Genomic DNA, 12,037 nt, shown 5'->3' with positions numbered 1-12,037 from the left:
GGCGCGGCCCCGGCAAGCCCGGCTACTTCGCGCCACCCCAGCGCATGATCGCAACGGGCACCAGCGCCGCCAGGCAGGTGATGACGACCAGCAGGAAGGTGTCGCGAAAGGCCAGCATGCTCGCCTGGGAGAAGATCATCTGCCCCAGGTAATCCTGCGCCATCGCCTGGCGCGTCACCTCGTCGATGCCGTTGCCGGCGAGCAGCCTTTCCACCTCGCGCAGCAATTCGCGCGTCGCCGCACCGCCTTCCTGCGTCGCCGTCAGCGCCTGCCCGTGGAACTGCGTTCGCCGTTCAAGGTGGATCGACAGCAGGTTCACCCCCATCGCGCCGCCGAACTGCCGCGCGAAGTTGATCGCGCCGGATCCCTGCCCGACCCATTTGGCCGGCAGGGCGCGCAGCCCGCCCGCGTTCATGCTCGGCATCGCCAGCCCGAAGCCGACGCGCCCTATCAGGATCCAGATGGCGAAGGTCCAGAAGGGCGTGTCGGTTCCCACGCCCGACATCAGCCACATCGACACGCCGAACAGCAGCAGCCCGGCCGTGATCGGCGCCGGCGGCGTGAACCTGTCCGCCAGCCGCCCGGCGATCGGGAAGACCACCACCATGGCGAGCCCCGCCGGCATCAGCAGCAGCCCCGCCCGCGTCGGCGAGAACCCCTGGATGGTCTGCACGAACAACGGGATCAGGTAGGTCGATCCGAACAGCCCCGCGCCATAGACCAGCCCCACGGCCGCCGAGCAGGCGAACCCCCGCACGGCAAAGAGCCGCGGGTTGAGCATCGGCGCATCGGTCCGCAGTTCCCACAGGACGAAGCCCACCCCCGCGACCGCCGCGAGACCGAGTTCCATCACCACGCGGTCTGACTCCCAGCCCTCCCGCTGGCCGCTCGCGAGCCCCGTCAGCAGCGCGAGCAGCGCCGTCACCAGCAGCGCGAAGCCCGGCCCGTCGAAGCGTCTTCGCACCCCGTCCCGCGCCGGCCCCGGCATGAAGACCAGCCCGAGCGCCAGGCCGAGCAGCGCGAAGGGCACCCCCATGAAGAACACCGCGCGCCAGCCGAAGCCGTCCACGATCACGCCGCCGAGCGTCGGCCCCAGCGCCGGCGCCAGCACCACGCCCACCGCGAAGAGCCCCATGGCCGACCCGCGCTTCTCCGCCGGAAACACCTGGAAGATGATCTGCATGCCGAGCGGCTGCACCATCCCCGCCGCCGCCCCCTGCAGCACACGGCCGGCGATCAGCACGCCCTCGTTCGGCGCCGAGCCGGAGATCACGGACCCCACCACGAACATCAGGATGGCCGCGGCATAGGTCAGCCGGCAGCCGAAAGTATCCACCAGCCAGCCGTTCAGCAGCATCGTCCCCGTCACCGCCGCGAGGAAGGCGGTGGAGATGAGTTGCGCATGGTCCTGCCCGATGCCGAAGGCGCCCATCACCTGCGGCAGCGCGACATTGACGATGGTGGCGGACAGGATGGTCGCGATGGTCCCGATCATCGCCGCCAGCGTCACCAGCCAGCGATAGGGCGCGCCCCAGCGTTCCGCGAGTTCCGCCAGCGTCGGCCCCGCCCAGCCGCCCGCGGGGCCGAGGGCTGCCTCACTCACGCGCCAGCGCCTCCACTTCCACCATCATCCCCGGCCGCAGCAGCCCGTCCGCCGTGCCGGCCGGCAGCGCGATGCGGACCGGCAGGCGCTGGGTGATCTTGGTGAAGTTGCCGGACGGGTTGGGGCTCGGCAGCAGGGCGAATTCGCTGGTGGCGGCAGCGCCCACGCGCTCCACCGATCCGTCGAAGCGCCGGCCGGGATAGGCATCGACGCGCAGCCGCACCGGGGTGCCGGGGCGGAAGTAGCGGATCTCGGTTTCCTTGACGTTGGCCTCGATGCGCACGCGCGCGGGGTCGTGCACCATCATCAGGCGCTGGCCCGGCGTCACGTATTCCCCGGCATCGACGAAGACGCGGTCCACCACGCCGTCGAAGGGCATCAGCAAGGTGCGGTCCCGGATGTCCAGCGCCACGCGGTCGCGCTGCGCGGCGAGCTCGCGCTGCACCGGCTCGATGGCGTCGAGTTGCCGGCGCAGCACCGTCAACTCCTCCCGCGCCGCGCCGGCATTGGCGAGCTGCGCTTCCACGTTGCGGATCTCCGCGGCGACGGCGAGCACGCGCTGCGTCGCGGTTTCCAGTTGCGCGCGCGTCTGCTCGTGGCGCTGCCGCGTGCCGCTGCCGGTGCCGAGCAACTGCACGGCGCGGGCGAATTCGCCCTCGGCGAAGATGCGCTCGGCCTCGGCGGCCGGGAGTTGCGCCCGGGCGGCTTCGAGCCGGGCGCGCTGGGCGTCCTCCTGGCTGCCGGTCTGGCGGTCCACCATGGACAGGCGCGCTTCCAGTTCCGCCCGCCGGGCAGAGAGGCCGGCGAGCCGCGCCTCGATCTCGCGCAGGGTCAGTTCGGCTTCCCGGCTGTCGATGCGCAGCAGCACCTGGCCCGCGCCCGGCGTGTCGCCGGCGATGACGTTCAGTTCGGTGATCCAGCCGGGCAGGCGGCTGGACAGCGTCACCATGTCGGCGGCGATGCGGGCGTCGTCCACGAAGACGGTGGTGAATTGCCGCCAGGCCCAGCCGGAGGCGGCGGCCAGCAGGCTCAGCCCGGCGGTGATCGCGGCGGCGATGCGCAGACGCCGGCGCGCCGCGGCCCGCCGCGGCGCGGTGGAGATCGTAGCCTGCGCGCCGCTACCCGGGCCGATGTCCATCGGCGGGGTCCTCCTCCATCCGCGCCAGCCCTTCCGCGACCCGGTGCAGCACGCCGAGGCAGAGGGCGAGTTCCTCCTCCGCGATGCCGGCGAGGATCTCGCCGCGCACCGCGGCGGCCTCGGCCTCGATGCGCCGGACCAGCGGGCGGGCGGCCTCGGTCAGGTGGATGGTCTTGGCGCGGCGGTCGCGCGGCGCGGCGCGGCGCTCGACGAAGCCCTGGGCTTCCAGCCAGTCGAGCGTGCGGACCAGGGTCGGCGCCTCGATCCGCAGCCGGGCGGCGAGGTCCTTCTGCGTGATGCCGTCCCCGCGGCGCGCAAGGGAAAGCAGGACCAGCCAGCGCGCCTCGGTCAGGCCGAAGGGGGCGATGCGCTGGTCCAGGCGGGCGCGCCAGCGGCGGGCGATCTGCGCGATCGCGACGCCAAGTTGCCAGCGCGTCTCGGCGAGGCTGCTGCCGTCAGGCATGACCTCACGCTAGGCCCAGAACGGTTAGGCTGCAAATCGATAGCCGCCCAACCACTCGGGCGGTCAGGTCTCCGCGCCGCCGTTCACCTGCAGCATCTGCCCGTTCACATAGGCCCCGCCGGGCGAGACGAGCATGCGGGCCACCGTCGCCACTTCCTCCGGCGTGCCCTGGCGGCCGACCGGCACGCGCTGGACGATGGCCTGGCGGTACTTCGCCGCCGCCGCGTCCGCATCTTCCTCGTCCGCGGCGATGGGGCCGGGGGAGATGGCGTTGACCGTGATGCCCTTGGGGCCGAATTCCTTGGCCAGCGCCTTGGTCAGCCCCCAGACGCCGTGCTTCGCCACGCTGACCGGCGCGCGGCCGGCATAGCCGTGGATGGCGTTCATGCCGGTGAAGTTGACGATGCGACCCCAGCCGCGCCCGACCATGCCCGGCAGGCACGCGCGCGCCAGCCAGACCGCGGCGTCGAGGTCCACCGACATGACCTGGCGCCATTCCTCCTCGGTCATCTCCAGGAACGGCTTGGCCGGGCGCAGCGCGGCGTTGTTCACCAGCACGTCCACGGCGCCGAAGCGGCCGATCGCCTCCTGCGCGATGCGCGCGCATTCCTCCGGCCGGCCGACATCCCCCATGGCGACCATGGCCTGCACGCCGAGGCCGCGCGCGGCTTCCGCCACCGCCTCCGCGGCGGCGCGGTCGGAGGATCCATTGACCACCACGTCGAAGCCGTCCTGCGCGAGGCCGAGCGCCACCGCGCGGCCGATGTTGCGCCCCGCGCCGGTCACCAGCGCCGTCCTGCCTTGCCTTGTCATGCGTTTCCCCTTTGCAATGTGGTCGATCCCTACCGCGCCCCCGCGCGGCTGGCGAGGCGCCGCCCCCTGGCCAAGCCGGGCGCTTCCCGCCTATCCATCGGCAATCCCAGACCTGCGAGACCGGCCCACGCCATGACCAATCCCGGCCCCGTCCATCTCCGCTGGCGCGCTTCCGGCGCCGCCCCCGAGACGGAGGAATTCCCCGACCTCGACGCCGCGCTCGACGCGGTGGAGGAGCGTTGGGAAACGCTGCGCCACCAGGCGCCGCAGATCCTCGACGCCCGCCGCATCCTGCTGATCACGACGGAGCAGTTGGAGGCGGCGATGGTCGAGGATGAGGACGAGGTCGAGGACTGACCTCCCGGCTCCGAAGTCCTTCGGATATCGTTCGCAGGCCACTGGCCCTTGTGTTCAGTGGCCTGCTTGTCCGCTCCGCTCGCCGGAATTCCAGCGAACGTCGCGGACAGGACACGAGAACCGCCTCGGCCCCGGCCTTCCGGCGCCTTTGCCCGGTCGGGCGGGTTTGCCCGACCGAGACCTGGCTCAGCCGCCGAACATCCGGGCGATCGCCGCCGGATCGATATCCTCGATCCGCGCCGGCTGCCATTTCGGCGCGCCGTCCTTGTCCACCAGCACCGAGCGCACGCCCTCGACGAAATCCGGGTGCTCGTTGACCACGATGCGGGTCAGGCCGAGTTCGATGGCGAGGCAGCCGGCGAGATCCTCCTTCGCCCCGCGCCGCAGCAGTTCCAGCGAGACGCAGAGCGACGTCGGCGACATCCGCCGCAGGGTCTTGGCCTGCGCGGCGGCCCATTCGGTGCCCTCGGCATCCAGCGCCGCCAGGATGTCCGCCACGCTGTCCTTGCCGAAGCAGCGGTCGATCGTCGCGCGGTGCGGGGCGAAGGATGCCTCGGGCGGGGTTTGCGCGAAGCGGGCGACGGCGTCGGCGCCCTCGCTCACCAGCGCGGCGCGCAGGGCGGGCAGGGATTCGCGCGGCACGAAATGCGTGGCGAGGCCGGCATGGACGGAATCCGCCCCCGTCAGCCGCGCCCCGGTCAGCGCCAGCCAGGTGCCGATCGCCCCCGGCAGCCGCGGCAGGACGTAGGAGGTGCCGACATCCGGGAACAGCGCGATGGCGGTTTCCGGCATGGCGACCAGCGCGTGCTCCGTCACCACCACCGGGCCGTTATGGACCGCGACGCCGATGCCGCCGCCCATGCAGACGCCGTCGATGAGGCTGACCCAAGGCTTGGGGAAGGCGGCGATGCCGGCGTTGACGACGTATTCCTCGGAGAAGAAGGCCTCGACCGTCGCGCGGTCCCCGGCGATCGAGGCCTCGCGCATGGCGCGCACGTCCCCGCCGGCGCAGAAGGCGCGGCCGCCGGCGCCTTCCAGCACCACCAGCTTCACCGAGGCGTCGTCCTTCCACTCGGTGATGGTGGCGTTGAAGGCGCGGATCATCGCCTGGTCCAGCGCGTTCAGCGCCTTGGGGCGGTTCATCAGCAGGGTGCCGGCGATGCCCTCGCGGCGGGCGATCAGGGTGGGTTCGGCGGTGTCGCTCATGTCCGGATGTTCCTTCCTCGTGCCGCCGCGTTACCGATGGAGGGGCGGCGCGACAAGCCGTTGACAAGAACGGTCCGGCGCCGGATGCAGCGCCATGGCCGACCCGCTGGTGCGTTTCGAGGGCGTGCGGAAGACCTACGGCGCGGGCGGGCCCGCCGCCGTGCAGTCGCTTGACCTCGACATCGCCAGGGGGGAGTTGCTGACGCTGCTCGGCCCCTCCGGCTCGGGCAAGACCACCACGCTGATGATGCTGGCCGGCTTCGAGATGCCGACCCAAGGGCGCATCCTGCTCGAAGGGCGGGACATCGCCCATACAGCGCCGCACAAGCGCGGCATCGGCGTGGTGTTCCAGTCCTATGCCCTGTTCCCGCACATGAGCGTGGCGGAGAACGTGGCCTTCCCCCTGTCCGTCCGCGGCATCCCCCGCGCCGAGCGGGAGGAGCGCGTGCGCAAGGCGCTCGCCATGGTGCGGCTGGAAGGCTTCGCGGACCGCCGGCCGCAGCAGCTCTCGGGCGGGCAGCAGCAGCGCGTCGCGCTGGCCCGCGCCATGGTCTTCGAACCCCCCATCGTGCTGCTCGACGAACCGCTCGGCGCCCTGGACAAGGCGCTGCGGGAGGAGATGCAGCTGGAGATCCGCCACCTGCACCAGCGCCTCGGCATCACGATGATGTACGTGACGCATGACCAGGCGGAGGCGCTGACCCTCTCCGACCGCATCGCCGTCTTCGAAGGCGGACGCATCCGGCAATGCGCCGATCCGCGCCGGCTCTACGACCGCCCGGCGGATGCCTTCGTCGCCGGCTTCGTGGGCGAGAACAACCTGCTCCCCGGGACCATCGAGGCGCGCGACAGCGAGGACTGCACCATCCGCCTCGCCTGCGGCCCGGTGGTGACGGCCCAGGCGGTGGATTGCGGCGCGCGCGGGGAATCCTGCCTGGTCGCGATCCGGCCGGAGCGCGTCGCGGTGTCGGGCGTGACGGCCTCCGACCTCGGGGAGGGCGCGCTGCCCGCGATCCTGCAGGAAGCGATCTTCCTCGGCGACCACGTCCGCCTGCGGCTGTCGGTCGGCGATGGCGGGGAAATCCTGGCGAAGCGTCCGGCCGGCGTGGGCACCTTGCCGGAACCCGGCGGCCCGGCGGCCATCGCCTGGCCCGGAGGCGCCGCCTTCGCCTTCCGCCCACCCCCGGCGCGGGTCTAGGGTTCCGCCCGCCAGAGAGGGAGAGTCCACGATGTTCCGACGCGATGTCCTGAAGGGTGCGGTGGCCGCCGCCGCAGCCCTTCCCGCTGCCGCGCAGGCCCAGGGCCGCGACCTGACCGTCGTTTCCTGGGGCGGCGCATACCAGGACGCGCAGCGGGAGGTCTTCTTCCGCCCCTTCCAGCAGCAGACCCGCTCCCGCCTGCTCGAGGAGACCTGGGACGGCGGCATCGGCGTCCTGCGCTCCCGCCTCGCCTCGGGCGCCAACACCTGGGACGTGGTGCAGGTCGAGAGCGAGGAACTCCTCATCGGCGCCGACGAGGGCCTGTTCGAGCCGATGGACTGGGCCGCGATCGGCGGGCGCGATGCCTACATCCCGCAGGCCTACAACGAGCACGGCGTCGGCGCGATCCTGTACTCGTTCGTCATCGCCTATGATCGCGCACGCATGGCGCAGGGGCCGGCGAACTGGACGGAATTCTTCGACACCGCCCGCTTCCCCGGCAAGCGCGGGCTGCGCAAGGGGCCGAAGACCACGCTCGAGATCGCGCTGATGGCCGACGGCGTGGCGCCGGACCAGGTCTATGCGGTGCTCGGCACCGCGGCGGGCGTGGACCGCGCCTTCCGAAGGCTCGAAACCGTCAAGGGCGACCTCGCCTGGTGGGAGCGCGGCGCCCAGCCACCGCAATGGCTGGCCGCCGGCGAGGTCGCCCTGACCAACGCCTACAACGGCCGCATCTCGGCGGCGAATGCGACGGACGGGCGCAACTTCGCGATCGTCTGGGCGAACAACCTCTACACCCTGGATTCCTGGGTGATCATGAAGGGCAGCCCGAACAAGGCCCGCGCGCTCGAATTCCTGAAATTCGCCGGCCAGCCCGAGATCCAGGCCGGGCTGCCGCCGCGCATTCCCTACGGCGTCACCGCGAAGGGCGCGAACGACCGGCTGCCGGCGGAACTGCTGCCGAACCTGCCGACCGCGCCACAGAACCTGGCGAACGCGCTGCAGATCAGCGACCGCTTCTGGCTGGACAACCTCGACCGGCTGACCCAGCGGTTCAATACCTGGGTGTCGCGATGACCTTGAAGGGCTGGAGGCGCGCTGCCCCTCCAGGCCACCCCGCCAAAGGCCGAAAGGCCTTTGGGAACCATTACCTTGAGTCGCGGGTTCCAAAGGCCTTTCGGCCTTTGGCGGGGAGAGGTCCGGAGAGGGGCGGCGCCCCTCTCCGCCCCGCCTGCCCATGAGGCGACGCGCCGGCGCAGCACTGCTCATCGCCCCGCTGCTCCTGTTCCTGCTGCTCACCTTCGTCGCGCCGATCGGCGCCTTCCTCTGGCGTGCCGCCTCGGACCACGAGGTCGGCCCGGTGCTGCCGCGCACGGTGGCGGCGCTCGCGACCTGGGACGGCACCACCGTGCCGGGCGAGGACACCTTCGCCGCCCTCGTCGCCGACCTGCGCGAGGCCCGCGCGAGGGACCGCGAGACCGGCGCGGGCCTCATTCCCCGCGCGGCCGCGCGCCTCAATTCCGACCGGCCCGGCTTCCGCGGCCTGCTGCCGGCCACCGCCCGCCGCGCCGAGGCACCCTTCGAGGGCAGCGCGCGCGACGCGCTGCTCGCCATCAGCGAGGAATGGAGTCAGGTCGAGACCTGGGGCGCCATCCGCCGTGCCGGTGGCCCGCTTTCCTCCTTCCACCTGCTGACGGCGCTGGACCTGCGGCAGGATGCAGCCGGGGGCATCAGCGCCGCGCCGCCGGACGAGGCCGTCTTCCGCGCCGTGCTGCTGCGCAGCCTGTGGATCTCGCTGCTGGTCACGGCTGTCTGCCTGGCCCTGGGCTGGCCGCTCGCCTGGCTGATCGCGACAGCCGGGGGGCGGGCCTCGACGCTGCTGCTCGGGGCGGTGATGCTGCCGTTCTGGATCTCGCTGGTGGTGCGCACCGCGGCCTGGATGGTGCTGCTGCAGCGGGAGGGCGTGGTGAACGCCGCGCTGAAGGGCGCCGGGCTGATCGAGACGCCGCTGCCGCTGATGTTGAACCGCTTCGCCGTGGTGCTGGCGATGGTCCACATCCTGCTGCCCTTCATGGTGCTGCCGCTGGTCGCGACCTTCCGGGCGCTCGATCCGCGGCTGCCGCGGGCGGCGGCCTCGCTGGGCGCGGCGCCGTGGCGGGCCTTCCTGCGGGTGACGCTGCCGCTCTGCCTGCCGGGGGTCGGGGCGGGGTGCCTGCTGGTCTTCATCCAGGCGCTGGGCTTCTACGTGACGCCGGCGCTGCTGGGTGGGCCGAACGACCAGATGCTGGCCTGGTTCGTGGGCTTCTACGCGACGCGGTCGGTGAACTGGGGGCTGGCGGCGGCGCTTTCGCTGGTGCTGCTGGTCGCGGTGGGGCTCTGCGTCGCGGTCTATGGCAGGCTGGCCGGGTTCCGCCGGCCGGGGGCGGCGTGATGGGGCGCGCGATCCTCTGGGCCGCCGGCGTGCTGGTGGCGATCTTCCTGCTGGCGCCGATCGTGGCGATCGTGCCGCTGTCCTTCTCGGCCGGGTCGTTCCTGTTCTACCCGCTGCCGGGGCTGTCGCTGCGCTGGTACCAGGACTTCTTCTCCTCCGACTTCTGGCTGCCGGCCTTGTGGAACTCGCTCGGCATCGGGGCGGCGGCGGCGGTGGTGGCGACGGCGCTGGGCACCCCGGCCGCCTTCGGGCTCTGGCGGGCGGGCGGTGCGCTGCGCTCCGTGGCCATGGGCATCGTGCTGGCGCCGATGGTGGTGCCGGTCATCGTGGTGGCGGTCGCGCTGCTGCTGGCCTTCGGGCCGATCGGGCTGGTGGCGACGCATGCGGGGCTGGTGATCGCGCATGCCGCGCTCGGCGCGCCTTTCGTGGTGGTGACGGTGCTCGCCTCGCTCGAGGGTTTCGACCCGGTGCAGCTGCGTGCCGCGGCCGCCTGCGGGGCAGGGCCATTGCGCGCCTTCTTCCGGGTCTGCCTGCCGCAGATCGCGCCGGGCGTGGCGGCCGGGGCGGTCTTCGCCTTCGCGACCTCGCTCGACGAGGTGGTGGTGGCGCTGTTCATCTCGGGTCCCGCACAGCGGACCCTGCCGCGGCAGATGTTCTCCGGCCTCAACGACCAGATCAGCCTGACCACGGCGGCGGCGGCGGGGATGCTGGTGGCCTTCTCCGTGCTGCTGCTGCTCGCCGTCACCTGGCTGCAGGCGCGCGGCCGGCGCCGCGCCGGCGGCTGACCGCGCCGGGGGCTGGCGCCGTCCTGTAACGCGCCTTGCGAAGCGGCCCCCCCATCCCGACAATGGGGATATGGCTGCCCCACTTGCCCTGACCGACGCCGCAGACCCCTCCTTCGCGGAGCTGCTCGCCCTTCGTCCCCATCTCTCCCTCCATGCCATGGACGGCCTGGTGATGGAGGAGGTGCCCCTCGCCCGCATCGCGAGAGAGGTCGGCACCCCCGCCTGGGTCTATTCCGCCGGTGCGCTGCGCCGCCGCGCCCGCGCGCTGAAATCCGCGCTGTCCGCCGCCGGCCTGAACGCCACCGTCCACTTCGCCATGAAGTGCAACGACAACCTCTCGGTGCTGAAGGTGCTGGCGGCCGAGGGCCTCGGCGCCGACGTGGTCAGCGAGGGCGAGCTGCGCATCGCCCGCGCCGCCGGCATCCCGGGCTCGGGCATCGTCTTCTCCGGCGTCGGCAAGACGGCCGACGAGATCCGCCACGCCCTCGCCGAGGACATCTTCCAGATCAACGCCGAGAGCGCGGAGGAGATCGCGATGATCTCCGCCATCGCCTCGGCCATGGGCCGCACCGCGCGCGTCTCGCTCCGCGTGAACCCGGACGTGGACGCCAAGACCCACGCCAAGATCACCACGGGCAGGAGCGAGAACAAGTTCGGCGTCGCCTTCGAGGACGCGCCGGCAATCTACGCCCGCATGGCCTCGCTTCCCGGCATCGCGCCGATGGGCATCGCGACGCATATCGGCAGCCAGATCACCGCCGGCATGGCGGCCTACCGCGCCGCCTATGCGCGACTGGCGGAGATGGTGAAGGCGCTGCGCGCCCAGGGCCTGCCGGTGGAACGCGTCGATTGCGGCGGCGGCCTCGGCATCCCCTACCGCGACGAACCCGCCCCGACGCCGGAGGCGCTGGCCGGCGCGATCAAGGCGACGCTGGGCGATCTCGGCCTGCCGGTGATGCTGGAGCCGGGCCGCTGGATCGCCGGGCCGGCGGGCGTGCTGCTCGCCTCCGTCGTGCTGCAGAAGCAGGGGGCGGCGCATCGCTTCGTGGTGGTGGACGCGGCGATGAACGACCTGGTGCGCCCGGCGATGTACGAGGCCTGGCACGGCATCGTCCCGCTCTCCTCCGCCCGCGCCACCGCGCCGCTCTCGCCGGCCGAGGTGGTCGGCCCGGTCTGCGAGACCGGCGACACCTTCGCCCGCGGCCGCCTGCTCCCGGACCTCGCGCCCGGCGATGCGGTCGCCTTCCTCGATGCCGGCGCCTATGGCGCGGTGATGTCCTCCACCTACAACGCCCGGCCGCTGGCGGCCGAGGTGCTGGTGGACGGCACCCGCTACGCCGTGGTGCGTGAACGCCAGACCTACGACGAACTGCTCCATGGGCAGCGCCTGCCGGAGTGGCTGGCGACATGAGCGGGCGCGGGTCCGATGACCGAAGGGCGCAGGTGCCGCAGGCACCGTGCACCGCAGGTCTGAATCGGACCCGCCGCGCAACGGGCTCCGATGACCGAAGGGCGCAGGTGCCGCAGGCACCGTGCACCGCAGGTCTGAATCGGACCCGCCGCGCCGGAGGCGCGACATGACGCCGCCGAACCGGCTTGCGACCCGCCTCGCGCGGCGCACCCGGCTCGCGCGCCTCGCCCTTTGGTGGGAAGCGGCCTGGCCGGCGCTCTGGCCGCCGCTCGGCGTCATCGGGCTGTTCGTCGTCGCCGCGCTCTCCGGCCTGCCGCTGCTGCTGCCGCCCTGGCTGCACCTGGCATTGCTGGCCGGCTTCGCGGCCGCTCTCGCCCGGACGGGCCAGCGCGCCCTGCGCCACCTGCACCTGCCCGCCCTGCCCGCCGCCGAGCGCCGGTTGGAGCGTGACTCCGGCCTCCCGCACCGACCCATCGCCACGCTCGGCGACCGCCCCACCGGCAACGACCCCGTGGCGCTGGCGCTGTGGCAGGCGCATCGCCGCCGGGCCGAGGAGCGCCTTTCCGCCCTGCGCGTCGCCCCGCCGCGACCCGGCCTCGCCGCGCGCGACCCACGGGCGCTGCGCGGCGGA

12 protein-coding genes are annotated in these 12,037 nt (G+C 72.7%); 7 read left to right on the top strand and 5 right to left on the bottom strand.

The features are described from left to right. Positions 1–22: 22 nt before the first annotated feature. The 4 genes from GXW76_RS15075 to GXW76_RS15060 all read right to left on the bottom strand — a co-directional run bounded on the left by GXW76_RS15075 (position 23) and on the right by GXW76_RS15060 (position 4,017). On the bottom strand, positions 23–1,603 hold the full coding sequence (locus GXW76_RS15075) for a DHA2 family efflux MFS transporter permease subunit (RefSeq protein WP_338150967.1): 1,581 nt from the start codon (positions 1,601–1,603) through the stop codon (positions 23–25). Then, the gene (locus GXW76_RS15070) at positions 1,596–2,741 is read right to left on the bottom strand and encodes an HlyD family secretion protein (protein ID WP_211862911.1); all 1,146 of its coding nucleotides are present in this window, start codon (positions 2,739–2,741) and stop codon (positions 1,596–1,598) included. The genes GXW76_RS15075 and GXW76_RS15070 overlap by 8 nt, the downstream gene beginning before the upstream one ends. Further along, entirely contained in the window at positions 2,722–3,204 is a 483-nt protein-coding gene (locus GXW76_RS15065) for a MarR family transcriptional regulator (RefSeq protein ID WP_211862910.1), read from the bottom strand. The genes GXW76_RS15070 and GXW76_RS15065 overlap by 20 nt, the downstream gene beginning before the upstream one ends. Before the next feature lie 63 nt (positions 3,205–3,267). Next, positions 3,268–4,017: an SDR family NAD(P)-dependent oxidoreductase gene (locus tag GXW76_RS15060; protein ID WP_211862909.1), complete on the bottom strand. Its 750-nt coding sequence runs from the start codon at positions 4,015–4,017 to the stop codon at positions 3,268–3,270. Between the two features lie 132 nt (positions 4,018–4,149). Here GXW76_RS15060 and GXW76_RS15055 point away from each other — a divergent pair, with 132 nt between their 5' ends. Next, entirely contained in the window at positions 4,150–4,374 is a 225-nt protein-coding gene (locus GXW76_RS15055; RefSeq protein WP_211862908.1) for a hypothetical protein, read from the top strand. Positions 4,375–4,560: 186 nt separating this feature from the next. On the opposite strand, the gene GXW76_RS15050 is transcribed toward GXW76_RS15055, so the two are convergent. Beyond that, positions 4,561–5,580 carry an enoyl-CoA hydratase/isomerase family protein gene (locus GXW76_RS15050; protein WP_211862907.1) on the bottom strand — a complete coding sequence of 340 codons (1,020 nt, stop codon included), beginning with the start codon at positions 5,578–5,580 and terminating at the stop codon, positions 4,561–4,563. A 94-nt stretch (positions 5,581–5,674) separates the two neighbouring features. Between GXW76_RS15050 and GXW76_RS15045 the strand changes: the two genes are divergently transcribed. The 6 genes from GXW76_RS15045 to GXW76_RS15020 all read left to right on the top strand — a co-directional run. Beyond that, on the top strand, positions 5,675–6,778 hold the full coding sequence (locus GXW76_RS15045; RefSeq protein WP_211862906.1) for an ABC transporter ATP-binding protein: 1,104 nt from the start codon (positions 5,675–5,677) through the stop codon (positions 6,776–6,778). Positions 6,779–6,809: 31 nt separating this feature from the next. After that, positions 6,810–7,856, top strand: a complete 1,047-nt coding sequence (locus tag GXW76_RS15040) for an ABC transporter substrate-binding protein (protein ID WP_211862905.1) — start codon at positions 6,810–6,812, stop codon at positions 7,854–7,856. A gap of 160 nt (positions 7,857–8,016) precedes the next feature. Next, positions 8,017–9,210: an ABC transporter permease gene (locus GXW76_RS15035; protein ID WP_211862904.1), complete on the top strand. Its 1,194-nt coding sequence runs from the start codon at positions 8,017–8,019 to the stop codon at positions 9,208–9,210. Beyond that, the gene (locus GXW76_RS15030) at positions 9,210–9,995 is read left to right on the top strand and encodes an ABC transporter permease (RefSeq protein ID WP_211862903.1); all 786 of its coding nucleotides are present in this window, start codon (positions 9,210–9,212) and stop codon (positions 9,993–9,995) included. Before GXW76_RS15035 ends, GXW76_RS15030 begins: the two co-directional genes overlap by 1 nt. A gap of 70 nt (positions 9,996–10,065) precedes the next feature. Next, a complete protein-coding gene (gene lysA / locus GXW76_RS15025) occupies positions 10,066–11,406 on the top strand; it encodes a diaminopimelate decarboxylase (RefSeq protein ID WP_211862902.1) in 1,341 nt (446 codons plus the stop codon). 166 nt (positions 11,407–11,572) lie between these two features. Further along, on the top strand, positions 11,573–12,037 hold a 465-nt coding region (locus GXW76_RS15020), incomplete at its 3' end, for a DUF4175 family protein (protein ID WP_211862901.1).

The sequence above is a fragment of the Neoroseomonas soli genome (genome assembly GCF_018129065.1).
GTDB classification, from domain to species: Bacteria; Pseudomonadota; Alphaproteobacteria; order Acetobacterales; family Acetobacteraceae; genus Neoroseomonas; species Neoroseomonas soli.
Note: the sequence above shows the minus strand (reverse complement) of the source record. Positions and strands in the feature narration are given on the sequence as shown.

Coding starts and splice junctions, on each gene's coding strand:
- GXW76_RS15035 (WP_211862904.1), top strand. CDS start 8,017: ATGAGGCGACGCGCCGGCGCAGCACTGCTCATCGCCCCGCTGCTCCTG.
- GXW76_RS15065 (WP_211862910.1), bottom strand. CDS start 3,204: ATGCCTGACGGCAGCAGCCTCGCCGAGACGCGCTGGCAACTTGGCGTC.
- GXW76_RS15030 (WP_211862903.1), top strand. CDS start 9,210: ATGGGGCGCGCGATCCTCTGGGCCGCCGGCGTGCTGGTGGCGATCTTC.
- GXW76_RS15060 (WP_211862909.1), bottom strand. CDS start 4,017: ATGACAAGGCAAGGCAGGACGGCGCTGGTGACCGGCGCGGGGCGCAAC.
- lysA (WP_211862902.1), top strand. CDS start 10,066: ATGGCTGCCCCACTTGCCCTGACCGACGCCGCAGACCCCTCCTTCGCG.
- GXW76_RS15050 (WP_211862907.1), bottom strand. CDS start 5,580: ATGAGCGACACCGCCGAACCCACCCTGATCGCCCGCCGCGAGGGCATC.
- GXW76_RS15045 (WP_211862906.1), top strand. CDS start 5,675: ATGGCCGACCCGCTGGTGCGTTTCGAGGGCGTGCGGAAGACCTACGGC.
- GXW76_RS15070 (WP_211862911.1), bottom strand. CDS start 2,741: ATGGACATCGGCCCGGGTAGCGGCGCGCAGGCTACGATCTCCACCGCG.
- GXW76_RS15040 (WP_211862905.1), top strand. CDS start 6,810: ATGTTCCGACGCGATGTCCTGAAGGGTGCGGTGGCCGCCGCCGCAGCC.
- GXW76_RS15055 (WP_211862908.1), top strand. CDS start 4,150: ATGACCAATCCCGGCCCCGTCCATCTCCGCTGGCGCGCTTCCGGCGCC.